A 24,638-nucleotide genomic window follows, 5' to 3' on the forward strand; every position below is an offset into this window, starting at 1 on the left:
TACTCCGCCTAATAATTTAGAGCGAACCTCTAAGCACCGGATAATTTAATATACCTTTAAGATAGCGAAAGCTATCTTTTTTTTATATTTAAATGTGATTAAAATCACATAATTTTCATATATTTCAAAGAAAACAAGTTAATTTTTTAACTTGTTGTAAACGCTTTCAATTTGAAAATAATAGGACTAAAATAGGGTTAAAGGGGATGGAAGTTATGAGTTTAAAATCATTTATTGGAGGCATACATCCAAAAGATCAAAAACAATATACAAAGGATTTACCTATTATTAAAATAAAAGCAAGTGATGAAGTTGTATTTCCTTTAAAACAACATATTGGTGCACCTTGTCAACCAATTGTTAAAGTAAAAGATGAGATAAAAGTTGGGCAAGTTATTGCTTGTAGTGATGCTTTTGTTTCAAGTCCTATTATTTCTTCAGTTTCAGGTGTAGTAAAAAAAATAGAAGAAAGAATGGATGTCAGTGGGAAAATGCAAGAATCAATTGTTATTGCTAATGATGGATTATATCAAAAAGTTGAAAATAATAATAATAAACAAGAATTAACTTATGAAGAAAAAATTGAAAGAATTAAGGCAGCAGGTATAGTTGGTCTAGGAGGAGCAGGGTTTCCTACACATGTAAAATTATCTGTTAAAGATCCAAATCAAGTTCAATATTATATTGTTAATGGTGCGGAATGTGAACCCTATCTTACAAGTGATTATCGCTTGATGCTTGAAAAAACAGATGAACTAATATCAGGAATTCATGTTTTATTAGAAATGTTTCCAAAAGCTCTTTGTTATATTGCCATTGAAGATAATAAAAAAAAGGCTATTCATTTATTAAAAGAAAAGTGTAAAGATGAAAAAAGAATTGCTGTGAAAGAACTAAAAACAAAATATCCTCAAGGTGGAGAAAGAATGCTTGTTAAGGTTTTAACAGGAAAGACATTAAATTCTAAAATGCTTCCTTTAGATGTAGGATGTATTGTTGATAATGTAGCAACAGTGATTGCTATTAATCAAGCGATTCGTTATAATCAACCTTTAATTTCTAAAGTAATGACGATTTCGGGTGATGGAATAACACCTAGCAATATTGAAGTTCCTATAGGAACGAGTTTTAAACGGATCGTTGAACAATTAGGAGGTTTCAAATCTGAAGTTCAAAAACTTATTTGTGGAGGTCCAATGATGGGAAGCGCCCTTATTCATTTAGATATACCTGTAACTAAGACATCAAGTTCTTTACTTGCACTTGTACAAGATGAAGTATCCCTTTTTGAACCTTCTGCATGTATTCGTTGTGGTCGATGTAAAGACGTGTGTCCGAGTTTATTAGTTCCTCAAAAACTTTATCAAATAGCAACAAAAAATGATACAGAAGCCTTTATTTTAAATGGTGGAATGGAATGTATAGAATGTGGTTGTTGTAGCTATACATGTCCAGCAAAAAGAAATATGACACAGGCATTTAAGAAGATGAAATATTTAGTCTCTGTTAATAAAAGAAAGTAGGTGTTATTCATGAATCAATTACTACATGTTTCTGCTTCACCGCATATTAAAGATCGTGTTACAACATCTTCTATTATGTTAGATGTCATTATTGCTTTAATACCAGCTACTTTATTTGGAATTATTCAATTTAAAATAAATGCTTTATTGATTATTGTAACAACGATAACAACATGTGTTTTAGCAGAATATTTATATGAACGTTTTATGAAAAAAACAATTACTATCAAAGATCTATCAGCAGTTGTCACAGGACTTATTCTTGCTTTAAATTTACCATCAACAGTTTCTTTATGGCTTCCTGTTATTGGTGGTCTCTTTGCTATTATTGTGGTTAAACAATTTTATGGAGGATTAGGACAAAACTTTATGAATCCAGCGTTAGCTGCAAGATGTTTTTTATTGATTTCCTTTACTGGAAGAATGACAAATTTTGTATTTGATGGGATGACTTCATCAACACCACTTGCAATTTTAAAAAATGGAGAAAGCTTTGATTTAATAAGGATGTTTATTGGAAATACTGCTGGAACAATTGGAGAAACTTCTGCAATTGCACTTTTAATAGGTGCAATGTATTTGATTGTTAAAAAAGTTATTAAAGTAACCATTCCTTTAACATATCTTTTAACATTTTCTATTTTTACATTGATTTTATCACCATGTCCTTTTGATGCTTATTATTTAGCTTGTGAGTTATGTGGTGGAGGTTTGATCTTTGGTGCCTTTTTCATGGCTACTGATTATGTAACAAGCCCAATGGATCAAAAAGGACAACTTATTTATGGTATTTTATTAGGTGTATTAACAGGATTATTTCGTTTTTTTGGAACAAGTGCAGAAGGTGTTTCTTATGCCATTATTATTTCTAATTTATTAGTACCATTAATTGATAAACTCACATTAAAAGGTGGTGTTGTCAAATGAAAAAAATAATAAAAGATATTTTAATTTTATGCGTGATTACTATTATTTGCGGAGGACTTCTTGGTTATGTTTATCAAATAACAAAGAATCCTATTCAACACCAATCACAACAAAGTAAGCAAGATGCTTATTTAAAAGTGATGAAAGAAGCAACTTCTTTTAAAGCTTATAAAGAAAATGATATCAAAAAATTATCTAAAAAGCTTAAAGGGGATTATGGTAAAAACGGTCTTGAAATAGAAAATGCTTTAAAAGCATATCATCAAAAACAAACTATCGGTTATATTATTCAAGTGATTGATCATGATGGTTTTGGTGGTGATATTGAAATCATTATTGGTATCAACCTTCAAAAAGAAATTACAGGAGTTGAAATTTTATCAATTGATGAAACAGTAGGACTTGGAATGAATGCTAAAAATGAAGAGTTTAGAAATCAGTATGTAGGGAAAAAAGTAGATCATTTCCAAGTCGTTAAAAATGGTAAACAAAATGAAGATGAAGTAGATTCTTTATCAGGAGCAACCATTACTTCTAAAGCAATGACAAATGGAATCAATGGAGCCTTAGATTTTTATGATTTATTGAAAGGAAGATGAAAATATGAAGAAATATTTAAAACCTTTATATAATGGAATCATTAAAGAAAATCCTACCTTTGTATTAATGCTTGGTATGTGCCCAACTCTTGCGGTTACAACTTCAGCAATGAATGGAATGGGAATGGGACTTACGACGATGGCGGTTTTAATTATGTCGAATTTTGTTATTTCAGCACTTAGAAATATTATTCCTAGTCGTATGCGTATTCCTGCTTATATTGTCATTGTTGCTTCTCTTGTTACAGTTGTACAATTATTATTACAAGGATATATTCCATCTTTATATGATACACTTGGTATTTATATTCCTTTAATTGTTGTCAATTGTATTATTTTAGGAAGAGCAGAAGCTTTTGCTTCTAAAAATAATCCACTTTTATCAATTATGGATGGTCTTGGTATGGGGCTTGGTTTTACTTTTGCTTTAACTTGTATAGGTTTAGTAAGAGAAATATTGGGTGCAGGAACATTCTTTTCAATGTCATTACCAATTTCATTTGAGCCAATAACGATTTTTGTGATGGCACCAGGAGCATTCTTTATACTTGCTTTGTTAACAGCTATTCAAAATAAATTAAAATTACCTAGTGCAACGAATGTTTCTCATTCATCTTTAAAGTGTGGGGGAGATTGTATGCATTGTCACGGTAATCAATGTCAAATAAATAAATCTTTGTTAAAGGAGGATCCTGAAAAATGAAAACACTTATTTTAACACTGATTAGTGTTTCTTTAGTTAATAATGTCGTTTTATCGCAGTTTTTAGGGTTATGTCCATTTTTAGGAGTTTCAAAACAAACCAAAACCGCAATATCTATGGGTGGTGCAGTTATTTTTGTAATTACAATTGCGTCAGCTGTAACTCATTTATTGTATCGTTTACTTGTTTTGTTACATGTTGAATATTTAGAAACAGTCGCTTTTATTTTAATTATTGCAGCACTTGTTCAATTTGTAGAACTCTTTTTAAAAAAATATTTTCCACCTTTATATAATTCATTAGGTGTTTATTTACCTCTTATTACAACCAACTGTGCTGTTTTAGGTGTTGCTTTAACAAATGTACAAAATAATTATGATTTTGTAACAAGTGTTGTAGCTGGTTTTGGGACAGCTTTAGGATTTACAATTTCAATTACAATTTTAGCAGGAATAAGAGAAAGAATTGCCGATAATGATATTCCTCATGTTTTACAAGGCTCACCAATTGTTTTAATTACAGCAGGTTTGATGGCTATTGCCTTTATTGGCTTTTCAGGCTTGATTTAAGGAGGAAATACGATGAATACAGTCATTATTGCAGTTATTGTTGTTGGGAGTATAGGATTGTTTATTGGAATATTCCTTTCACTTGCCAGTGTTAAATTTAAAGTAGAAGTCAATGAAGATGAAGAAAAAATTAGAGCGGTTCTTCCTGGAAATAACTGTGGAGCTTGTGGTTATCCTGGATGTGATGGTCTTGCATGTGCAATTGCTAAAAAAGAAGCACCAATCAATCAATGTCCTGTAGGTGGTAATGAAGTTGCTAAAAAAATAGGAGAAATTCTCCATTTAGAAGTAGAAGAGAATACACATTTAGTAGCTTATGTTAAATGTAAGGGAACGTGTGATAAAATACAAAGACAATATCAATACGATGGTATTCATGATTGTTTAAGTGCAGCCGTTGTCCCAGGAAGTGGCGATAAAAAGTGTCGTTTTGGTTGTATGGGTTATGGCAGTTGTGTAAAGGCTTGTGCTTTTGATGCCATTCATGTTATTGATGGTGTTGCTCAAGTTGATAAAGAAAAATGTAAATCATGTCAAAAATGTATGGATGCTTGTCCTCAACATCTTATTGAAATGGTTCCTTATGATTCTACTTATCATGTAAGATGTAATAGTCATGATAAAGGACCAGTAGTTAATAAAAACTGTAAGGCAGGATGTTTAGGGTGTATGATGTGTCAAAAAGTTTGTCCAACAGGAGCAATTACAGTTGAAAACTTTTTAGCACATATTGATTATTCTAAATGTGTTCATTGTGGTAAATGCAAAGAAAAATGTCCAAGAAAGATTATTGAATAAAAAGAAAAAGGACATTAGTCCTTATTTAAATAGTGCTTAAAGGCTTTACTATAACTTACTTGATTGTTTTCATCAATAAAACAACCAGAAACACCTTCAAGTGAGTTAAGTAATTCAAGTCCTTTTTCTTTTCCTAAAGAAAAACAAACCGTGCTCAAAGCATCTCCTTGAATTGATTTTTTAGAAATAATCGTTACTGAGCTTAAACCGTTTTCATAACTATAACCTGTTTTTGGATTTAAAATATGATGATATCTTTTAGAATCAATTTCAAAAAATCTTTGATAAGTTCCACTTGTAACAACAGATAAATCATTGATTTTTAAACTAAACAATGAATCAGATGTTTGTTGTGGGTTGGTAACTCCAATAATAAAAGGATTCTCTTGTTTTTTACCAACACATAAAATATTACCTCCTAAATTAATAAGGGCACTCTTGACATTTTCTTTAAGTAAATAGTTTTTGATTTGATCGGCGATGTATCCTTTTGCAATTGCCCCTAAATCAATCATTGTTTCTGTATTTAGAAAACGTATCTTATGATTTTCTAAAATAATATTTTTATAAGAAACATCGTGAAGATGGTGTTGAATCAACGGATCTTCAGGAAGTGTGTGCTTTTTAAAATCCCATAATGAAGAAATCGAACCAATGGTAATATCAAAGCTTCCTTTTGATAAATCACTATAATAAAGCCCTTGTTTAATCACTTTATAGAGATCATCAGATAATTCTTGAGCTTCTAATTTGTTGGAAGAATGATTGATTTTATAGAGTTCACTTTTTTTATTATTGGCAGAAAAGATACGCTCGTATTTCTTGCATAAATCAAAACAGTTATTTAAAATATTTTTAGAAGAAGAATCATAAAGGGTTATTTGGATAATTGTATCTAGACAAAATTCTTTATTAGAAAGAGGAGTTGTGTTTTTACAACCGCAAAGGATAAATGAAAAAATAAGTAATGAAAGTATTGATTTTTTCATAGGTAACCTCCTTTTTTTATATTATAGCATGGAGTAAGAAGATGAAAAATAAAACGTTAAGAAATGATTTGATTATTCTTGGCATTCTTGTTGTTTTGATAGGAGGACTTTTTCTTTTTAAATCAAAACAACAAGGAGCAAAAATTGTCATAAAAAGAAATGATCAAATTGAAGGTTATTATTCTTTAGATGATGATCAAATCATTAATATTGATAATGAAAATAAAATACAAATTAAAAATCATGAGGTTTTTATGATAAAAGCAACTTGTCCAGATCATTTATGTATTAAACAAGGGAAAATAAATAAAAAAGGGGCAACGATTGTTTGTTTGCCTCATCATTTAGTTGTGGAAGTGATTGAAGGAAATGAAGGAAAAGAAGATGGAAAAGTCTATTAAAAAATTATGCTATTTGGCTTTATTTTGTGCAATAGCAATTGTTTTAAGTTATATAGAATCATTAATACCTCTTTATTTAGGCGTTCCAGGAGCTAAATTAGGGCTTGCAAATGTCGTTACTTTGACATTACTTCTTTGTTTTGGCTTAAAAGAGGCTTTTATTGTCATGTTTTTAAGAATTTTGATTGTTTCTATGACTTTTACGAATTTCTATATGTTTTTATATAGTTTATCAGGAGGATTGCTTTCTTTAATAATCATGTATTTATTTTTAAAAACAAATTTATTTTCTGATATCATTATTTCCATTATGGGTGGTATTTTTCATAATGTAGGACAATTATTGGTAGCAATGCTTTTTTTTAGTTCAACAGTATTTATGTATTATTTACCGTATCTAATGCTTTTTGGTATACTATCGGGTATTGTAATAGGCATTTTAGGTGAAATCATTTATTTAAAAATAGGAAATCAATTAAAGAAAAGAGGTTAGAAGTATGTTTATTGTTCAAAAAATAGAAACAATGCAACGATTAAAAGAAAACTATTTCCAATCTTAGTAGCAAAAATACAAGAAGAAAAGATGAAAGAATGGGTTAAATGTTATACAAGTGATGTTTTAATTAATTGTTGTGTTTGTAAAAGATGACTTAAAATAGGTGATATTCAGCCAATAATTAGTAGCTGAAAATTTATAATTAATAGAAATTGTGTTAAAATACATATGTTAGATGGAGGAAAGTTATGAATACAGATTCAGTATTATCAACATTGCTAAGATATGTAAATGGACAATATAAAAAAGATACGAATTATGATATAGCACTTGCATTACTTACTCATTATAGTGTTATACCAGAAAAAACAATTAATGAGTTATCAGAATTATGTTTTGTATCACCAGCATCAATTTCACGTTTTGTTAAATTGATAGGATTTCATTCTTTTCAAGAATTTAAAAATGCTTGTTTAAATACACTTGATATATCTAAAACAGATTATTCTCCTCAAATTATAAAAGCTGATAAAAAAGATGTTAAAGAAATTTTTCAAAATTATACAAAACATGTTATTGATAATATTCAATTTACATATGATCATCTTGATTTTGAGCAACTAGATCATGTATGTAAATATATCCATGATAGTTTAGAAGTTTTAGTGTTAGGTTTAGAGTTTTCAACATTACTAGCACAACATATACAAAATAGATTTGCTTTGATGAATAAATATATTACGGTAGCAATTTCCAATGATGAACAATTAGAAGCGGCGCATAATCTTAAAGAAAATAGTGTTGTGATTATTTTAAGTGTAGAGGGAGGTTATTTTTATAGACATAGTGAAGTTATTCAAATACTTCTTGAAAAAAATATTAAACTTATTGTTTTAACGATGAATAATCATAATAAGATGATTAATGAATTTATTGATAAAGAAGTCATTTTATGTAGCCAGGATAATACAAATACTGAATCTAGGATGTCATTATTATATAGTTTAGAAATTATTATCATGTATTATTGTATTTATTTTACATATTAATTCTTATTTTCAATATCTGAAAAACAGTGTGTATTTTTGAAAATCGCACTGTTTTTTTGACGACTTATTCTTTACATATTCTTGTTATACTAACGATAGACAAAGGCCAATGTCATATACATACAAGGAGAAGGAAAATGGAAAAATTAATATCAATTATTGAAAAGACACTTGTTCCAGTAGCTAATAAGCTATCTCAAAATAAATATTTGAGTGCGATTAGTGGTGGATGTATGTCTACATTAGGAATTATTATGGTAGGTGCCGTTTTTACAATTTTAACAAATATATCATGGCAACCTTATACAGATTTATTAGCTTCAACAGGATTAGATCAATTATTTACAGGAGTGCAAAATGTAACAACAAATTTATTAGCTGTTTATATGGCGTTTGCTGTTGGTTATAGAGGAGCAACTGTTTTTGAAAATAAAAAATATACTTTAACTTCAGGATTTTTATCTTTATTTGCATATATGTTACTTGTACCTTTAGATACAACAACATTAGCTGACTCAGGAATTAGTTTCTTTAATATTTCTTATTTAGGAACAAAAGGAGTTTTTGTGGCATTACTTGCAGGGCTTATTGTATCTAGATTGTTAGCGTTAATCACTGAAAAAAACATTGTTATTAAATTACCAGATTCTGTACCTGAAATGGTAAGTGAATCTTTATCATCATTATTAGCAGGAGTTATTATTACGATTGTTTTCTTAATTTTTAGAGCTTTATTTGCAGTGACACCTTATGGAAATGCAACAGATTGTATTTATACAATTATTCAAACACCATTACAATCATTAACTGGTAACTTACCTGCATTTATCATTATTATTTTAATCGCACAATTATTATGGTTCTTTGGAATTCATGGTTCAATGACAGTATTACCAATTTTATTCCCAATTTGGTTAAGTTATATTGGTGATAATACAGCAGCAATGGCTGCAGGAAAAACAATTCCACATGTTTTAAATATTGGATTATGGGATTTAGCTAATTTAGGTGGATCAGGTGCAACAATTGGACTCGTTATTTTAATGTTCTTTAAAGCAAAAAGTAATCAATACAAATCATTTGGTAAATTAACATTGCCTTGTGGTATCTTTAGTGTTAATGAACCAGTTATCTTTGGTTTACCAGTTATTTTAAATCCAATTATGCTTATTCCATTTATTATTTGTCCTATTGTTTTAGTTTGCTTAGGATATGCTTTAATTCAATTTGGAATTGTAACAGCACCAATAGGAATTTTAGGTTTAGGATCAATGCCACCACTTATTTCTGGAATCATGCAAGGAAGTTTATCTTGGGGAATTTATCAATTAGTAGCTGTTGTTATTTCAATTATTATTTATTATCCATTCTTTAAAACAATTGACAATCAAGCATTAGCAAAGGAAAAAGGTGAACAAGGTGAATAACTTTTTATGGGGTGCTTCTACAAGTGGATTTCAAGTAGAAGGTGGTTATAACTTAGATGGAAAAGGATTATCAACAACAGATGTTCGACAAGTAAAAGAAGGTATTGCAGATTGCAAAGTAGCAAGTGATCATTATCATCATTTTAAAGAAGATATTCTTTTGATGAAAGAATTAGGTTTAAAAGCTTATCGTTTTTCATTCTGTTGGGCAAGAATTATGCCAGATGGGCATCATGTTAATCAAAAAGGATTGGATTTTTATGATCAAATTATTCATTTATGTTTAGAAAATCACATAGAACCTATTCCAACTCTCTATCATTTTGAAATGCCACAAGCATTAGTAGATGAATTTGGTGGTTGGAAAAACAGAAGATGCATTGATGCGTTTGTTGAATATGCGAGAATATGCTTTACAAAATGGAAAGGTATTGTTAATTATTGGGTAACGATTAATGAACAACTTATTGCTATGGCAGCAAGTGATTTAAATGGTAATCATGAAAGTGATAAAGTATTACAAACAAAAAATATGTACCAAATGTCTTATCATGCTTCTTTGGCAGAAAAAAAAGCTATGAAATTATTAAAAGAAATTGATCCAAAAGCTAAGATTGGTGTTGTTAATGCTGTACAAAATGTATATCCCTATAGTTCTTCACCAGAAGATGTTTTGGCAGCGATGGATGCGGAAGAACTTATGATGTATATGCTTTTAGATATGTCTGTTAAAGGAGAATACTCATTTAGAGTTAAAAATATTTTAGAAAAAATGAATTGTTCTCCTGTTAAAGAAGATGGCGATGATGAGATTTTACATGCTTCTCAACCAGATTTTATAGGAATCAATTATTATTCATCTATTTGTGTAAAGGAAAATAAATCAGCTACTGTCAATTATCAATTACCACCATTTTTTAGAAGCTCTATGTTTGAAGTATGTCCAAATGAGCATTTAAAGAAAACAAAATGGATGGCAAATGGAATAGATCCACTAGGAATAAGAAGTATTATTTATAAAATTTATAACCGATATTCTTTACCGATAATTATTACAGAAAATGGAATGGCTTATAGTGATGTATTAGAAAATAATCAAATACACGATGATTATCGAATTGACTATTTAAAATCTCATATTAAAGAAGTATTAATTGCGAAAGAAGAAGGGTATCCAATTTTTGGATACTGTCCATGGTCATTTATTGATGTGGTAAGTTCACATCAAGGATTTTCTAAAAGGTATGGTTTAGTGTATGTCAATAGAACAGATGAAGATGTAATGGATTGTAAACGTATTAAAAAGGATTCATTTTATTGGTATCAAAAGGTTATTGAAAGTAATGGTGAAAAATTATGATAGATTTAAAGAGTAAACCTTTTTATCTTAACGATCAACAAATTAGAAAAGTACAAAGTATTTTAGATTCTATGACACTTGATGAAAAAATAGGACAAGTATTTTGTCCTATTGGATCATCTTTTGAAGAAAAAGAAATTGTAGAATTTATTGAAAAATATAAACCAGGAGCGATGATGTATCGACCTCTGGAATCAACAAAAATTAAACAGATTCATGAAACAATTCAAAACTATAGTAAAATACCTTTAATGTTAGCTGCTAATTTGGAAAGTGGCGGAAATGGAATTTGTATAGATGGTACTTATTTTTCTAGACAAATGGGTGTTGCTGCAACGAATGATTTAAAACAAGCATATCATTTAGGCATGATTGCAGGAAAGGAAGCAAATGCGGTTTTATGTAATTGGTCGTTTGCTCCTATTGTAGATATTGACTTTAATTATTTAAATCCAATTACGAATATTAGAACTTATGGTTCTGATAAAGAAAAAGTAATTGCTTATTCTAAACAACAAATCAATGCCTTGAGAGAATATAATGTTATCCCTTGTATCAAACACTTTCCTGGAGATGGTGTTGATATGCGTGACCAACATTTAGTAAGTAGTGTTAATGATTTAACGGTAAAGCAATGGGATGAAAGCTATGGAAATATTTATTCATCGTTTATTGATGAAGGAGTAGAAACTATTATGGTCGGTCATATGTTATTACCTCATTATGTTAAATATTTTAATCCGACAATTAAGGATGAAGATATTTTACCAGCAAGTTTATCAAAAGAAGTTTTAACGAATCTATTAAGAGAAAAACTTTCTTTTAATGGAATGGTTGTAACAGATGCAACGGCGATGATTGGGTATAATGTTGCTTTACCTCGAAGTCAAGCAATTCCTTTAAGTATTGAAAATGGATGTGATATGATTCTTTTTAATAAAGATATCGATGAAGATTATACATTTATGAAAAAAGGTTTAGAAAATGGTCTCTTGTCATTGGAGAGATTAAATGAAGCAGTTCTTAGAATTTTGGCAACAAAGATGGCAAATGGTGTATTTGAAAATAAAAAACCATTAAATGAGATTGATGTAGTTGGTTGTAAAGAACATCAAGAACTTGCTTATCAATGTGCAAGCAAAGCAATTACTTTAGTTAAAAATAAGCAAGATATTTTACCGATAACACCTCAAAAGTATAAAAATATTCGCTTGTATCATTTAACAGATACCTCAAAGGGTGGTTTTAAAGAATCTGGAAGTCAAAAGAAAATAGAAGATTATTTAAATGATCTAGGATTTAATGTAGATGTTTATGATGAAAATCAACTTGATTTCCATGAAATTTTTGAAACAGGTGTTTCATATTTAAAAGATAAATATGATTTAGTTATTTATGTTGCTGATTTTGATACAGCAAGTAATTATACAGTAAGACGTGTTGAGTGGATTAAATTAATGGCTGCCAATGCTCCTTGGTTTGTACAAGATATACCAACGCTCTTTATTTCGCTTGCCAATCCATATCATTTATTAGATGTTCCAATGATTAAAACATATATCAATGGTTATAGTCATAATGATGTAGTTATTCAATCATTAGTTAATAAACTGGTAGGTAAAGAAAAGTTTGTAGGTGTGAGTCCAGTTGATGCATTTTGTGGAAAGTGGGATACCAAAAGATGATAGATACAATTATATTTGATTTAGATGGCGTGATTTGTTCAACAGATCATTATCATTACTTGGCTTGGAAGAAACTTAGTGATGAACTTCATATTTCATTTGATGAAAAAGATAATGAAAAATTAAGAGGAGTTTCACGTATGGAAAGCTTAGATATTATTTTAGAAAAAAGCAGTCAAACTTATTCTCAAGTAGAAAAAGAAGAATTTGCGAATAAAAAGAATACTTTATATCAACAATATCTTAAACAAATGACACCTAGTGATCTTTCTGTTGAAGTTAAAGAAACACTTGATCAATTAAGAAATAAAGGATATAGATTAGCAATCGGTTCATCAAGTAAAAATACGAAACTTATTTTAAAACAACTTGGTTTAGAAAATTATTTTGATGCTATTTGTGATGGAACAATGATACAATACTCTAAACCACATCCAGAAGTATTTATGAAAGCTGCTGATTTATTAGAAAAAAATTATAAGAACTGTTTAGTTGTGGAAGATGCTCTTGCAGGATGTATCGCAGCTAAGAGTGCTTCAATGCACGTTGCAGCTATTTCCAGTGCTTATGGAAGTCCTTATGCAGACTATCATTTAAATACTTTTAAGGATTTATTAGAAATAAATAATAAATAATAGATTTTCCAAAGATTCCTAGTCCAAAATACCTCCATAAATAGTTTAGGAATTTTTGGAAAATACTAAGGATATGATGCTGATCATATTCTTTTTTATTTGTTTTACTTATGAATTTGATATGTAATTGAAATTGTCTTTTTTATGATTCCTTTTAAAATAGAAATCAAAGGAATAAAAGAGATATGAAAGATTACTATCACTATTTTGTAAATAAGGGAAATCATCTAAATAAAAATAATATATTAAAACAAGAAGAATATCGCTTTAAAACATTTAATCAAAATACTGCACTTCAAATTATTCAACAAATCATAGAGGCTGCTAAAGCGTATGATAAACCTTTTGCATCAAGAATTGTTTATAGAGATAAAATCATTGCTGAATACAGTGAACTAGAAAATACATCGTGGTTAAATCGAAAAGAAAAAGTTTGTTATGAAACGAAACATTCTTCGTATTCTATCTTCTTAAATAATATACAATTTCATCTTTACGATTTTATGATTGATGATGAAAGTTATGGGATCTGTGGAGGAAGTTTTCCTCTTTATGAAAATGATGAATTTGTTGGAACAATTACTTTTACGGGATTAAGACCACAGGAAGATCATGGAGTGATTATTCAGGTGTTAGAAAAGGTATTTCAAGAAAGAAATTGAAATATCTGTTTTTGTGACATATATCACGCTTTTTATATTTATCTCTTATTTTTATTTTGTTAGAATTAACTGATGGATAATGATGATATGAATCAATATAAAAAATTATTTGAACCAATCACTATTAGAAATATGACATTAGATAATCGATTAGTCATGGCACCAATGGGAACAAACTTTGGTGAACAAAATGGTGAGATGAGTTTTTTACATATGAATTATTATGAAAGACGTGCTAAAGGAGGCTATGGTCTTTTAATTGTAGAAAATGCTTGTGTGAAATATCCAGAAGGAAGTAATGGAACAACACAATTACGTATAGATGCCGATAATTATATACCTCGTCTTTATAAACTATGTGAAACCATTCATCAATATGGTACGAAAATAGCTATTCAATTAAACCATGCAGGAGCAAGTGCCATGGAAAGTCGTATTGGAATACAACCTGTTTCTGCGAGTGCAACTCCTAATAAAGCAGGAGGAGCGATTCCTCATGCTTTAACAGTAGAAGAAATTTATAGTATTGCAGATGATTATGCAACAGCTGCTAAAAGACACAAACCATTGGTTTTGATGCAATAGAAATTCATGCGGGACATTCTTATTTGATTTCTTAATTTTTATCACCCCTTACCTTTGTTTTTGCTATAACGAATTCTTTTTCATTTGAAAAATGAGTTTTCATTTTATGAAAAAATGAAATCGAATACAATAAAATGAATATAATAAGTAAAGAACAAACAGGAGGAATTCAAATGGGATTTAAAGAAGGATTTTTTTGGGGAGGAGCAACAGCTGCTAACCAATATGAAGGTGGATATTTAAGCGGTGGTAAAGGTCTTGCTATTCAAGATGTCATCACTGGTGGAGATGGAAGAAATAATATTCCTAGACGTATGGCTTTAAAGCTTGCTGATGGATCAACAAAATTTATTGATCGTCGTGGAACTGAAGTACCTGATGGTGCTGTACCATATGTGGATGAAGATACATATTATCCAAGCCATGTGGCAACTGATTTCTATCATCATTATAAAGAAGATATTGCATTATTTGCAGAAATGGGATTTAAATCATTCCGTATGTCTATTAACTGGACAAGAATTTTCCCAAATGGGGATGAAAAAGAACCTAATGAAGAAGGTTTAAAATTCTATGATGATGTTTTTGATGAAATGTTAAAATATGGTATTGAACCACAAGTAACAATTGTACATTTTGATTTACCACTTCATCTAGCAACAGAATATGATGGTTGGTATAATAGAAAAACAATTGATTTCTATATGAATTATGTAGAAACAATTTTCAATCGTTATAAAAATAAAGTTAAATATTGGTTAACATTTAATGAAATCAATTTCTGTAAAGATTACACAAACTTAGGAATTACAGAAGCTTTATCTAGACCAGATAAAGTTGCACAAGCTGTTCATCATATGCTTGTTGCTGCAGCAAAAACAGTAATTCGTGGTCATGAAATCAATCCAGAATTTCAAATTGGGATGATGATCAATTATTCAGAAATTTATCCAGAAGATTGTAATCCGGAAAATATGTGGAAACGTATTACTGAAAAAAGATTACGTACATTCTATACAGATGTTCAAAATAAAGGATTCTATCCAGAATGGAAACTTATTGAATATAAAAATGCTGGTATTGAATTAAAAATGGAAGATGGAGATTTAGAAACATTAAAAGCTGGTACAGTAGATTATATTGGATTTTCTTACTATTCAACAAGTGTTGCTACTGTAAACGTAGATGCTAAAAGAACAGCTTCTAACTTAGAAAGTGCTGTTAAAAACCCTTATTTAAAAGCAAATGATTGGGGATGGCAAATTGATCCAGTTGGTCTTCGTATTGTATTAAATGAATTGTGGGATCGTTATCATAAACCACTATGGATCGTTGAAAATGGTTTAGGAGCTATCGATACAGTGGAAGAAGATGGTTCAATTCATGATCCTTATCGTATTGATTATATGAAACAACATATCATTGAAATGAAAAAAGCAGTCGATGAAGATGGTGTTGATTTAATGGGATATATGCCTTGGGGATGTATTGATGTGGTTTCAGCAGGAACTGGTGAAATGAGAAAACGTTACGGATTTATCTATGTAGATATGGATGATGATGGAAATGGTGATTTGCACCGTGCACGTAAAGATTCTTTCTACTGGTATCAAAAAGTATGTCAGTCTAACGGAGAAGAATTATAAAAGAATTGCAAAATGCAATTCTTTTTTAATATTTTTCTTTTATTAATTGAAAGAATGATTTCATTTCATGAGAAAGCCATTTGTTTTTATGACAGAGAAGTTGACGATAGACATCAATTTGGTAATCAGGAATATTAATTTGAATGATTGTTTTATTTTTTAAATCATTTTCTAAAATATATTTTGGTAAAAAACTGATATATTGATCAAGTTTCAATAGTTCTAAAAGCAAATCTGTATTTTTAGATTGGATAAAAGGCTTGATTTCTAAATTGTCTTCATGAAGTTTTTCTTCGAGAAGGCGACGATAACTGGCATTTTTTTCTGTTAAAATAATAGGATAAGTTAGGATATCTTGAATTGTTGGCTGTTTGATTTTACAGATTGGGTGATGACATGATGCTACAAAAGTAACTTCTTCTTTAGATTGATATATTTTTAGCCAATCTGTATCTAAAAGTTGTTTATCAACTAAGTATGCAAAATCAATATCGTTATTTTTAAGCATTTTTAAAAGTCCTTCAATTGTATCTGTTGTAATCGAAACAGATACATGAGGGTGGTATTGATGATATTTACAAATAAGCTGAGGAACTATGGAAGAACATAATGAATCAATAGTTCCAATTGTAAGATGACCATTAAGTTCTAATGAAGGATTAATGGCTTCTTTCGCACATGAAATATCATCAAGTATCTTCAAACAGTGCTGATAAAATGTTTTACCATGATTTGTAAGAGTAACCTTTTTACCTAAACGATCAAACAATTGTACACCAAGTTCTCTTTCAAGATTTTTGATATGAACGGTGATAGATCCTTGACAATAATCTAACTTTTTAGAAGCTTTTGAAAAACTACCTTGTTGAACAATTGTTGTAAATGAAATAAGTTCTTGTATTTCCATAAGAGTCTCCTATTAAAAAAATTAAACATATCTATTAAAATCATTTAATTTACTTGATAACACATTCATATTAAACTAGAGTTATCAATTAATCAAGGAGTATTTATATGAAAAAGACAGAACAAAAATATCAAACATATGTTCAAATATTAAAAGAAGAATTGATTCCTGCTATGGGATGTACAGAACCGATTTCATTAGCGTATGGAGCAAGTCTTGCTAGAAAAGTGTTAAATCATCTACCTACAAAAATTGTTGTAGAAGCAAGTGGGAGTATTATAAAAAATGTAAAGAGTGTCATTGTTCCTCATACACATCATTTAAAAGGAATTAAAGCAGCTGTTTGTGCTGGAATCATAGGAGGTAATGATGATAAATATTTAGAAGTATTAAGTCAAATTGATGAAAAAACAAAGAAAGAAATTGATCAATATATAGAAAAAGTAGATTTTGAAGAACATTTTTTGGATAGTTCAAAAGTATTTGATTACATAATAACGGTTTGGAATAAAAAAGAGTATGTAAAAGTGAGAATAAGTGATTCTCATATGCATGTTGTTTGTATAGAAAAAAATGGAAAAATACTTCAAAAAGAGAAAAGTATTATAAAAAAGGAAAAAGCAGATCGCTCATTATTAGATATAAAAGATATTTATGACTTTATAACGACTGTCGATTTGATTGATATTCAAGAAATTTTAGAAAGACAACTAGATTATAATTATGCGATAGCTTGTGCAGGTTTAAATGATAATTATGGAGCTAATATTGGAAAAGTTCTTTTAAAATCTTTTGGCAATGATGTAAAAAATAAAGCGAAGGCTTATGCTGCAGCTGGTAGTGATGCGAGAATGAATGGTTGTGAATTGCCGGTTGTTATTAATTCGGGGAGTGGCAATCAAGGTATGACATGTTCTTTGCCTGTTATTATCTATGCTCAAGAATTAAAGGTTTCAAAAGAAAAAATGTTTAGAGCGTTAGCTCTATCTAACCTTGTGGCGATTCATGAAAAAAGTGGTATTGGAACTTTATCAGCTTACTGTGGGGCAGTAAGTGCCGCTACTGGAGCTGGTGCGGGAATTGCTTATTTATACGATGAAGATTATCAAGCTGTCATTCATACAATTGTTAATACACTTGCCAATGTTTCGGGGATAGTTTGTGATGGAGCTAAAGCTTCTTGTGCAGCAAAAATTGCTTCTAGTGTTGATGCGGCTATTTTAGGTTATCATATGTACAAAAATGGACAGGAATTTAAATCTGGAGATGGACTAGTGATGGAAAATGTTGAAGCAACAATTCAAAGTGTTGGACGATTAGGTAGAGAAGGAATGAGGGAAACGAATAAAGAAATTATAAAGATGATGATTCATGAATAATAATCAAAATGGAGTATTAATTTAACAATACTCCATCTTTCATTACATCAGTTTTATATTTTCCAACAGTATCATAAGTAGCAATAATTTGACGATTTGGATTAGTTAAACAGATTTTATCATCGTCAATTAGATCAAATGAGCCAATTCTGCTTCTTACTAAAGCTTCGCCAACATATCCGCCAACACCACCTAAACCAAAGATAGAAACTCGACTATTTTTTAATTTATCCATGGCTTCTTTTCCATATAATAATTGTGTTCTTGAAAATTGATTTAACATACTTCCTCCTTAAGATTCATTCTATGGGGATCAAAAAGTATGTAAGTCTAATGGAAAAGAATTATAAAGAGAGTTGCAAAAGCAAATCTCTTTTTTGTTTATAGAGTTGATTTTGTAAAAAAGAATGAGTTGTGCTATACTTTTTAATAGTTAAAGGAAGTCATGAATATGCAAAGTTTAAAGGAATTGATTCAAAAGGAAAGTAAAAAAATCACATTACTTATTATCTTTTTTTTAATGATTATTGTTACTTTTTTTAACTGTATAACAGCTAAAAAAGAAGCAAATTATACAGCACAAACGACTTTTTATCATATTGAACAAATTTTAAATGAAAATCAAAAAGATTTAAATAAACAAAAGAAAGAATATCGACAAACCTGTATTGATAATGCTCAAGCTGTTGCATATAGTCTTCAAGAAAATCCAGATGCTCTATATAATATTGATGAATTAAAGAAAATAGCACAGTATGTTGAAGTTGATGAAATTCATATTTTTAATAAGCAAGGTGTTATTATTTCTGGGACACATCCTGAATATTATGGTTATTCATTTGATTCAGGTAAACAACTAAGCTTTTTTAAACCATTACTTTCTAATCAAAATTTACAACTGACTCAAAAAATTATGGAAAATACTGCTTCTCATATAAAAATGCAATATTCTGCTTTATGGAGTGAGAATAAAGAATTTATTGTACAAGTAGGTATGAATCATGAAAATGCCTCTAAAGCAACTAAAAAGAATCAATTATCTTATTTATTTAAATTATTTAGAGTAAATAATGAAGCACAATATTATGCAATCAATTCTAAAAATCATAAGATTGTTGGTACAACACATCATCATATAGGAGATATAGCTTCTAGTATTGGATTGAAAGATACACAAATTAAAGAAGTAAAAAATGGTTTTTTTACTGAAATTGATGGACAATTATCCTATTGTGTTTCAAAGAAAATAAAAAATAATTATATTTATTGTATTATTCCTGTAAGAGTTCTTTTTAAGGAAGTACCTAAAAATTGTTTAGAAATGATCGTTTGTTTAATTATTATATCTATTTTATTTAGATTACTTATTATTAAGTATATTCGTGTTTATGTGATTGATAGTATAAATCAAATTAATCATCAATTATCTAAGATTTCTAAAGGTCAATTAGATGAGGAAGTATCGATTAATAATAGTTTAGAATTTCAAAAATTAAGTCATTATATTAATGAAATGAAACAAAGCTTATTAGTTAATAATAAAAAAATGGATTATATTTTAACCCAAACAAATCAACTTATCGGGTTCTATGAATATAATCAAAAATTAAATACATTGTATTTATCAGATGGGTTTAAAGAAATATTTTCTTTAAATTCACAACAATGCACACAATTTAAAGAAGATATTAATGATTTTATTGATTTTTTAAATAAAATAAATACACATCAAGTTGAAAAAGATATTTATTATCTTCCTCAAATGAAACATTATATACAAATAAATGATCGAAAAGATCAAGATAATACATTAGGCGTTATGATAGATATCACAACCTCTTATATAAAAAGAAAGAAAATAGAAATAGAAAGAGATGTCGATGAATTAACACAAATATATAATCGAAATGGTTTAAAAATAAAAATCAATAAGTTATTAGAAGATAAAAATATAGCTCAATATGCTTTGATATTTATAGATTTAGATGGCTTAAAACAAATAAATGATGTCTATGGACATTATTGTGGAGATCTTTATTTAAAACAAATGACAAATGTTTTAAAAACTATTTCGGGAGAAAAATGTTTGGTAGGACGCTTGGGTGGAGATGAATTTATTGCTTTTTTCCATCATTATGATTCAATGGAAAAATTAAATAATGATATTAATCAATTAAATGAAATAAGAGATCAAATCGTTTTATTAGCAGATGATCATAGTGTAAATTTAGCATTTTCATATGGTGTTTGTTATGGAACAGAAAGTACTGATTTACAAAGAATGATCGAGATTGCAGATTATAAGATGTATGAAAATAAACGTAAAAGAAAAGGAAGATAGATTAAGTATCTTCCATTTTAAATAGTTGTTAAATCTTTAACAACTTCACTTGCAATAATTAATCCTACAGTGGAAGGAACAAAGGCGTTACTTCCAGGAATATCTCTTCTAATTGTACATTTACGTTTTGTTCCTGGTGGGCATATACAATGTGTTCGGCAACTGATGGATAAATCATCAATTGGGCGAATTGGTTTTTCTTCAGAATAAACAACTTTACCCCTACCTTACTAAGTGGGGCATAAATATATAACTATTTTAAAGTCCTTGCTACATAAGGTTTTTTACATATTCTTAATATGAGATTATGTCTAAGAATAAGTCATGTTGGGACTAAATTAGGTTAAAATAGGTCAAAATATTTGGCATATTTATTGATATGCCAATAATTGATTTACTTAAGTTGATGTTTTTATCATCAAAAAAAAAGAATTGATAAATACACAATATTTACACATGTTATATGATATAATAAGTTAAAGAGGTGATACATATGAAGCTTATTTATTTAGTTGTATTAATTATCATTGTTATAATTGCCATTAACCTTTATCTATTTATCCAAAATAGAAAAAATAAAGGGAAAGACAATTACTTAGAAACTAAAGAACTTCATGATTTATCCAGAGATGTTCATAGTGTAGACTATGAAATTTCAAGAGCACAAGCACATATGACTTATCATAATTCAGGCAAAATGTGAATTTGCTCTCTAACCTATCATATTTGAAAAGGGTACATTCAAATGTATCCTTTTCAAATGCAAAAGAATGAGGTCTAATCCTTATAAAAAAATATGTATTTTCATGCCCTACTTAGTAAGGTAGGGGTACAACTTTTAATTTTTTAACATGTCTTTTTTTGAGCTCTTTACGCATGACTTTTGCTAGAGGACATACTTTTGTTTTATAAATATCTGTGATTTTAAATTGGGTAGGATCAACTTTATTTCCAGCTCCCATACTTGAAATAATGGGAATATTGTGTTCTTGAGCTTTTAAAACAAGTTCGATTTTTGCAGAAACTGTATCAACTGCATCTATAATATAATCATAATCTTCAAATGCAAAATCAGTAGCATTTTCTGGTAAAAAGAAACATGGATGTGTTTGAACGTTGACTTTTGGGTTGATTTTTAACATTCTTTCTTTCATGGCATCTGTTTTATATTGACCAACTGTATCAAATGTAGCGATGATTTGACGATTGAGATTTGTTAGACAAATTTTATCATCATCTATTAAATCAAAAGAGCCAATTCCACTTCTTACAAGCGCTTTGCTTACATAACCGCCGACACCACCTAGACCAAAAATGGCTACATAGCTATTTTGAAGTTTATTCATGGCTTCTTTTCCATATAATAATTGTGTTCTTGAAAATTGGTTTAACATAGGTCCTCCTTAATCATAGTAAAATACTATGAAATATAGTAATCATTTATAGGATGAAGTCAATATTTTTTGTTGACTTTAAAAAAATATTTTTGTAGAATAACACTCGGCTTTAAATTAAATATTTGGTATCTATTGGAAACGCACACTCCTTGAGTGATAACGAACAACACAATTCATTATTATAAGGAGGTTTTTTTATGCCAAAAACAAAATTTCAAGAAATTATTTTTACAATTATGATGGTTTTCATGATGGTTTATTTTATGATTTGTTATAACATTGCCTTAAATGTAGGAGGTATGACAAATCAAGTATTCTTAGATGCTTTTCATGAATTAGTGATTATGGGACCCGTTGCTTTTATTTTAGATTTTTTCATTATTGGACATTTAGCTAAAAAGAAAGCATTTCAAATTGTTGATTTAGAAAATGGGCATCCATTTCATTTAGTAATTGCGATTTCAGTGGTATCTATTATTTTAATGTGTCCATGTATGTCATTTGTAGCAACACTTTTATTTAAAAATGCAGGAAATCAAATCATTGCTGTTTGGTTACAAACAACAGTTTTAAATTTCCCAATGGCATTTTTCTTACAATTATGTTTTGCTGGACCAATCGTAAGATTTGTCTTTGGAAAAATATTTAGAGAAAATAGGGCTTAGGCCCTATTTTTATTTTACAAAGAAAAATTCTTTCGCTAAAATAAAAGAGGATGAGGGGGGATTTACTTGAAATTAACAATGCTTGGAACAGGAAATGCACTTGTGACAAAGTGCTATAATACTTGTTTTGTCATTGAAAATGAAAATGATTATTTGATGGTTGATGCTGGTGGGGGCAATACAGTTTTAAATCAACTTGAAAAAGCAGGGATCAATTGGAAAGATGTAAAACATATTTTTGTCACACATAAACATATTGATCATTTATTAGGGATGATTTGGATGATTCGTTTGATTTGTCAAAATATGGCAGCTGGTAAATATGAAGGAGAAGCTTATATTTATGGTCATCAAGAAGTGATTGAGATGTTAGAAACGATTTCTCAAATGCTTTTACAAAGTAAGCAAACAAAATTTATTCATGACCGTTTACATCTTGTGGTTGTAAACGATGGTCAAACGAAAGAAATTATTGGTAAGAAAGTAACTTTCTTTGATATTCATTCAACGAAAGCTAAACAATTTGGTTTTATGATGGAACTTGATCAAGAAAGAAAATTAACATGTTGTGGGGATGAACCTTATAACGAAGAAAATGAAAAATATGCTTTAAAGAGTGATTATTTATTACATGAAGCTTTTTGTTTATATGATCAAGCAGATATTTTTCATCCTTATGAAAAACATCATTCAACAGTTAAAGATGCGTGTCAGCTTGCTGAAAAATTAAAAGTAAAAAATGTGGTTTTATATCACAGCGAAGATCAAAATATTGAAAATCGTAAAGAACTTTATACAAAAGAAGGAAAAGCTTATTTTAGTGGGAAGATTTATGTTCCTGATGATTTAGAAACAATAGAATTATAGAAAGGAGATTTTTATGCTCATTGTCAATCAAATAGAAAATACACATTTTTCAAAAACAGAGAAGGAAATTGTTGATTATATTATTGATCAAGGAATGAATATTGAAAAAATGTCTGCTAATGAAATAGCAAGGAATACGTTTACAAGCGCTCCTTTGCTTGTAAGAATTGCTAAGAAGTTAGGATATAGTGGTTTTAATGAATTTAAAAGTGCGTATTTAAAAGAACTTTCTTATATGTTAGAAGAAACAGATGTAGATGCTTCTATTCCTTTTTTATTAAGTGATGATTTGATGACAATTACAAAAAATCTTGCTTTATTAGAAAAAGAAACCATTCAAGATACACAGCAACTTAATCATCATGATGATCTACAAGAAGCGGTTCGCTTATTACAAAAAGCACAAGTTATTGATGTTTATGGTGTTCTTGATCATGTTTTACTAGCGAAACATTTTAAAACATTAATGATGTATATTGGTAAAGATGTTCAAGTCATTGATCAAGTAACGGGTCAAAAAAGAAGTGCCTGTCTTGCCGATGAGAGTCATTGTGCAATCATTATTTCTTATTCAGGACAAACAAGAGAAATGGTGGAAGTTGCAGAAATTTATCATAAAAGAAATATTCCATTTATTTCAATTACTTGTATGGCAGAAAATTCTATTTCAAGATTAGCGGATGTTCATTTGTATCTTTCTTCAAGAGAAATGTTACATATTAAAATAGGTGATTTTGCTTCAACAACCTCTTTAAAATATTTATTTGATATTTTATATGCAGGTGTCTTTTCGTATGATTATAAAAAGAATCTAGAAACGAAAATTGTAGTTGCTTCATATGTTGATGATCGTCAAAGTGAAGATGAATATATAAATGAAAAATAGGTCGAGTTGACCTATTTTTGGCTATTCAAATAATTTAGGGGTCTCAACTTTGGGGGTCTACTTTAAGGGACAACTTTAGGGGGATGGACTTCTAATAATTGTCATTGAAAAACAACAGCTAGAATTCTGGCTGTTGTTTCTT

At 29.0% G+C, this 24,638-nt stretch carries 26 protein-coding genes; 22 read left to right on the top strand and 4 right to left on the bottom strand.

Going from position 1 to position 24,638, the window contains the following annotated elements:
- Positions 1-215: 215 nt before the first annotated feature.
- The 6 genes from rsxC to LJD34_RS11755 are packed head-to-tail and all read left to right on the top strand — an operon-like array spanning position 216 to position 5,119.
- Positions 216-1,523 (top strand): electron transport complex subunit RsxC, encoded by a 1,308-nt coding sequence (gene rsxC / locus LJD34_RS11730; RefSeq protein ID WP_227359956.1) that lies wholly within the window; start codon positions 216-218, stop codon positions 1,521-1,523.
- 9 nt (positions 1,524-1,532) lie between these two features.
- On the top strand, positions 1,533-2,450 hold the full coding sequence (locus tag LJD34_RS11735) for an RnfABCDGE type electron transport complex subunit D (protein WP_227359957.1): 918 nt from the start codon (positions 1,533-1,535) through the stop codon (positions 2,448-2,450).
- Entirely contained in the window at positions 2,447-3,049 is a 603-nt protein-coding gene (locus LJD34_RS11740; protein ID WP_119363092.1) for an RnfABCDGE type electron transport complex subunit G, read from the top strand. Before LJD34_RS11735 ends, LJD34_RS11740 begins: the two co-directional genes overlap by 4 nt.
- A 4-nt stretch (positions 3,050-3,053) precedes the next feature.
- Positions 3,054-3,752 carry an electron transport complex subunit RsxE gene (gene rsxE / locus LJD34_RS11745; RefSeq protein ID WP_052011134.1) on the top strand — a complete coding sequence of 233 codons (699 nt, stop codon included), beginning with the start codon at positions 3,054-3,056 and terminating at the stop codon, positions 3,750-3,752.
- Positions 3,749-4,321 (top strand): electron transport complex protein RnfA, encoded by a 573-nt coding sequence (locus LJD34_RS11750; protein WP_227359958.1) that lies wholly within the window; start codon positions 3,749-3,751, stop codon positions 4,319-4,321. The genes rsxE and LJD34_RS11750 overlap by 4 nt, the downstream gene beginning before the upstream one ends.
- A gap of 12 nt (positions 4,322-4,333) precedes the next feature.
- Positions 4,334-5,119 (top strand): RnfABCDGE type electron transport complex subunit B, encoded by a 786-nt coding sequence (locus LJD34_RS11755; protein WP_227359959.1) that lies wholly within the window; start codon positions 4,334-4,336, stop codon positions 5,117-5,119.
- Between the two features lie 14 nt (positions 5,120-5,133).
- Here the strand turns inward: LJD34_RS11755 and LJD34_RS11760 are convergent, their stop codons facing one another.
- The gene (locus tag LJD34_RS11760) at positions 5,134-6,108 is read right to left on the bottom strand and encodes an FAD:protein FMN transferase (RefSeq protein ID WP_227359961.1); all 975 of its coding nucleotides are present in this window, start codon (positions 6,106-6,108) and stop codon (positions 5,134-5,136) included.
- A gap of 41 nt (positions 6,109-6,149) precedes the next feature.
- Between LJD34_RS11760 and LJD34_RS11765 the strand changes: the two genes are divergently transcribed.
- The 10 genes from LJD34_RS11765 (at position 6,150) to LJD34_RS11810 (ending at position 16,054) form a co-directional block, all read left to right on the top strand.
- Positions 6,150-6,509, top strand: a complete 360-nt coding sequence (locus LJD34_RS11765) for a NusG domain II-containing protein (RefSeq protein WP_119363096.1) — start codon at positions 6,150-6,152, stop codon at positions 6,507-6,509.
- Positions 6,493-7,002 (top strand): Gx transporter family protein, encoded by a 510-nt coding sequence (locus LJD34_RS11770; RefSeq protein WP_147579907.1) that lies wholly within the window; start codon positions 6,493-6,495, stop codon positions 7,000-7,002. Before LJD34_RS11765 ends, LJD34_RS11770 begins: the two co-directional genes overlap by 17 nt.
- A gap of 251 nt (positions 7,003-7,253) precedes the next feature.
- Complete coding sequence (locus LJD34_RS11775) at positions 7,254-8,054, top strand: MurR/RpiR family transcriptional regulator (protein ID WP_032091505.1); 801 nt, start codon at positions 7,254-7,256, stop codon at positions 8,052-8,054.
- Positions 8,055-8,191: 137 nt separating this feature from the next.
- The gene (locus LJD34_RS11780; RefSeq protein ID WP_119363098.1) at positions 8,192-9,481 is read left to right on the top strand and encodes a PTS sugar transporter subunit IIC; all 1,290 of its coding nucleotides are present in this window, start codon (positions 8,192-8,194) and stop codon (positions 9,479-9,481) included.
- A complete protein-coding gene (locus LJD34_RS11785) occupies positions 9,474-10,841 on the top strand; it encodes a glycoside hydrolase family 1 protein (protein WP_227359962.1) in 1,368 nt (455 codons plus the stop codon). Before LJD34_RS11780 ends, LJD34_RS11785 begins: the two co-directional genes overlap by 8 nt.
- Entirely contained in the window at positions 10,838-12,526 is a 1,689-nt protein-coding gene (locus LJD34_RS11790; protein WP_175301190.1) for a glycoside hydrolase family 3 protein, read from the top strand. Before LJD34_RS11785 ends, LJD34_RS11790 begins: the two co-directional genes overlap by 4 nt.
- Positions 12,523-13,161: a beta-phosphoglucomutase gene (gene pgmB / locus LJD34_RS11795; RefSeq protein WP_175301191.1), complete on the top strand. Its 639-nt coding sequence runs from the start codon at positions 12,523-12,525 to the stop codon at positions 13,159-13,161. Before LJD34_RS11790 ends, pgmB begins: the two co-directional genes overlap by 4 nt.
- 185 nt (positions 13,162-13,346) lie before the next feature.
- Positions 13,347-13,823 carry a heme-binding protein gene (locus LJD34_RS11800; RefSeq protein ID WP_227359963.1) on the top strand — a complete coding sequence of 159 codons (477 nt, stop codon included), beginning with the start codon at positions 13,347-13,349 and terminating at the stop codon, positions 13,821-13,823.
- Between the two features lie 87 nt (positions 13,824-13,910).
- A complete protein-coding gene (locus tag LJD34_RS11805) occupies positions 13,911-14,408 on the top strand; it encodes a hypothetical protein (protein WP_227359964.1) in 498 nt (165 codons plus the stop codon).
- 173 nt (positions 14,409-14,581) lie between these two features.
- A complete protein-coding gene (locus LJD34_RS11810) occupies positions 14,582-16,054 on the top strand; it encodes a family 1 glycosylhydrolase (protein ID WP_119363102.1) in 1,473 nt (490 codons plus the stop codon).
- 25 nt (positions 16,055-16,079) lie between these two features.
- On the opposite strand, the gene LJD34_RS11815 is transcribed toward LJD34_RS11810, so the two are convergent.
- Complete coding sequence (locus LJD34_RS11815) at positions 16,080-16,961, bottom strand: LysR family transcriptional regulator (RefSeq protein ID WP_147579901.1); 882 nt, start codon at positions 16,959-16,961, stop codon at positions 16,080-16,082.
- A 107-nt stretch (positions 16,962-17,068) separates the two neighbouring features.
- On the opposite strand from LJD34_RS11815, the gene LJD34_RS11820 reads away from it, so the two are divergent.
- The gene (locus LJD34_RS11820) at positions 17,069-18,340 is read left to right on the top strand and encodes a serine dehydratase subunit alpha family protein (protein ID WP_032091497.1); all 1,272 of its coding nucleotides are present in this window, start codon (positions 17,069-17,071) and stop codon (positions 18,338-18,340) included.
- A gap of 16 nt (positions 18,341-18,356) precedes the next feature.
- Here the strand turns inward: LJD34_RS11820 and LJD34_RS11825 are convergent, their stop codons facing one another.
- Positions 18,357-18,623, bottom strand: a complete 267-nt coding sequence (locus LJD34_RS11825; protein WP_217498438.1) for a ThiF family adenylyltransferase — start codon at positions 18,621-18,623, stop codon at positions 18,357-18,359.
- Positions 18,624-18,791: 168 nt separating this feature from the next.
- Between LJD34_RS11825 and LJD34_RS11830 the strand changes: the two genes are divergently transcribed.
- A complete protein-coding gene (locus tag LJD34_RS11830) occupies positions 18,792-20,681 on the top strand; it encodes a sensor domain-containing diguanylate cyclase (protein ID WP_032091496.1) in 1,890 nt (629 codons plus the stop codon).
- A gap of 493 nt (positions 20,682-21,174) precedes the next feature.
- Complete coding sequence (locus tag LJD34_RS11835; protein ID WP_022001009.1) at positions 21,175-21,384, top strand: hypothetical protein; 210 nt, start codon at positions 21,175-21,177, stop codon at positions 21,382-21,384.
- A 112-nt stretch (positions 21,385-21,496) separates the two neighbouring features.
- Here LJD34_RS11835 and LJD34_RS11840 read toward each other — a convergent pair whose 3' ends face one another.
- On the bottom strand, positions 21,497-22,075 hold the full coding sequence (locus tag LJD34_RS11840; protein WP_227359965.1) for a ThiF family adenylyltransferase: 579 nt from the start codon (positions 22,073-22,075) through the stop codon (positions 21,497-21,499).
- A gap of 200 nt (positions 22,076-22,275) precedes the next feature.
- Here LJD34_RS11840 and LJD34_RS11845 point away from each other — a divergent pair, with 200 nt between their 5' ends.
- The 3 genes from LJD34_RS11845 to LJD34_RS11855 all read left to right on the top strand — a co-directional run bounded on the left by LJD34_RS11845 (position 22,276) and on the right by LJD34_RS11855 (position 24,496).
- Entirely contained in the window at positions 22,276-22,743 is a 468-nt protein-coding gene (locus tag LJD34_RS11845) for a DUF2798 domain-containing protein (RefSeq protein WP_227359966.1), read from the top strand.
- 66 nt (positions 22,744-22,809) lie between these two features.
- Complete coding sequence (locus LJD34_RS11850) at positions 22,810-23,610, top strand: MBL fold metallo-hydrolase (RefSeq protein ID WP_227359967.1); 801 nt, start codon at positions 22,810-22,812, stop codon at positions 23,608-23,610.
- Between the two features lie 13 nt (positions 23,611-23,623).
- Positions 23,624-24,496 carry a MurR/RpiR family transcriptional regulator gene (locus LJD34_RS11855; RefSeq protein ID WP_147579897.1) on the top strand — a complete coding sequence of 291 codons (873 nt, stop codon included), beginning with the start codon at positions 23,624-23,626 and terminating at the stop codon, positions 24,494-24,496.
- Positions 24,497-24,638 lie beyond the last annotated feature (142 nt).

It is taken from the genome of Faecalibacillus sp. MSK20_93 (assembly GCF_020589945.1).
Classification (GTDB): Bacteria; Bacillota_I; Bacilli_A; order Erysipelotrichales; family Coprobacillaceae; genus Faecalibacillus; species Faecalibacillus intestinalis.

Bases quoted from the DNA above. Each gene is read 5' to 3' on its own strand.
- rsxC (WP_227359956.1), top strand. From the start codon at position 216: ATGAGTTTAAAATCATTTATTGGAGGCATACATCCAAAAGATCAAAAA.
- LJD34_RS11735 (WP_227359957.1), top strand. From the start codon at position 1,533: ATGAATCAATTACTACATGTTTCTGCTTCACCGCATATTAAAGATCGT.
- LJD34_RS11740 (WP_119363092.1), top strand. From the start codon at position 2,447: ATGAAAAAAATAATAAAAGATATTTTAATTTTATGCGTGATTACTATT.
- rsxE (WP_052011134.1), top strand. From the start codon at position 3,054: ATGAAGAAATATTTAAAACCTTTATATAATGGAATCATTAAAGAAAAT.
- LJD34_RS11750 (WP_227359958.1), top strand. From the start codon at position 3,749: ATGAAAACACTTATTTTAACACTGATTAGTGTTTCTTTAGTTAATAAT.
- LJD34_RS11755 (WP_227359959.1), top strand. From the start codon at position 4,334: ATGAATACAGTCATTATTGCAGTTATTGTTGTTGGGAGTATAGGATTG.
- LJD34_RS11760 (WP_227359961.1), bottom strand. From the start codon at position 6,108: ATGAAAAAATCAATACTTTCATTACTTATTTTTTCATTTATCCTTTGC.
- LJD34_RS11765 (WP_119363096.1), top strand. From the start codon at position 6,150: ATGAAAAATAAAACGTTAAGAAATGATTTGATTATTCTTGGCATTCTT.
- LJD34_RS11770 (WP_147579907.1), top strand. From the start codon at position 6,493: ATGGAAAAGTCTATTAAAAAATTATGCTATTTGGCTTTATTTTGTGCA.
- LJD34_RS11775 (WP_032091505.1), top strand. From the start codon at position 7,254: ATGAATACAGATTCAGTATTATCAACATTGCTAAGATATGTAAATGGA.
- LJD34_RS11780 (WP_119363098.1), top strand. From the start codon at position 8,192: ATGGAAAAATTAATATCAATTATTGAAAAGACACTTGTTCCAGTAGCT.
- LJD34_RS11790 (WP_175301190.1), top strand. From the start codon at position 10,838: ATGATAGATTTAAAGAGTAAACCTTTTTATCTTAACGATCAACAAATT.
- pgmB (WP_175301191.1), top strand. From the start codon at position 12,523: ATGATAGATACAATTATATTTGATTTAGATGGCGTGATTTGTTCAACA.
- LJD34_RS11800 (WP_227359963.1), top strand. From the start codon at position 13,347: ATGAAAGATTACTATCACTATTTTGTAAATAAGGGAAATCATCTAAAT.
- LJD34_RS11805 (WP_227359964.1), top strand. From the start codon at position 13,911: ATGAATCAATATAAAAAATTATTTGAACCAATCACTATTAGAAATATG.
- LJD34_RS11810 (WP_119363102.1), top strand. From the start codon at position 14,582: ATGGGATTTAAAGAAGGATTTTTTTGGGGAGGAGCAACAGCTGCTAAC.
- LJD34_RS11815 (WP_147579901.1), bottom strand. From the start codon at position 16,961: ATGGAAATACAAGAACTTATTTCATTTACAACAATTGTTCAACAAGGT.
- LJD34_RS11820 (WP_032091497.1), top strand. From the start codon at position 17,069: ATGAAAAAGACAGAACAAAAATATCAAACATATGTTCAAATATTAAAA.
- LJD34_RS11825 (WP_217498438.1), bottom strand. From the start codon at position 18,623: ATGTTAAATCAATTTTCAAGAACACAATTATTATATGGAAAAGAAGCC.
- LJD34_RS11830 (WP_032091496.1), top strand. From the start codon at position 18,792: ATGCAAAGTTTAAAGGAATTGATTCAAAAGGAAAGTAAAAAAATCACA.
- LJD34_RS11835 (WP_022001009.1), top strand. From the start codon at position 21,175: ATGAAGCTTATTTATTTAGTTGTATTAATTATCATTGTTATAATTGCC.
- LJD34_RS11840 (WP_227359965.1), bottom strand. From the start codon at position 22,075: ATGTTAAACCAATTTTCAAGAACACAATTATTATATGGAAAAGAAGCC.
- LJD34_RS11845 (WP_227359966.1), top strand. From the start codon at position 22,276: ATGCCAAAAACAAAATTTCAAGAAATTATTTTTACAATTATGATGGTT.
- LJD34_RS11855 (WP_147579897.1), top strand. From the start codon at position 23,624: ATGCTCATTGTCAATCAAATAGAAAATACACATTTTTCAAAAACAGAG.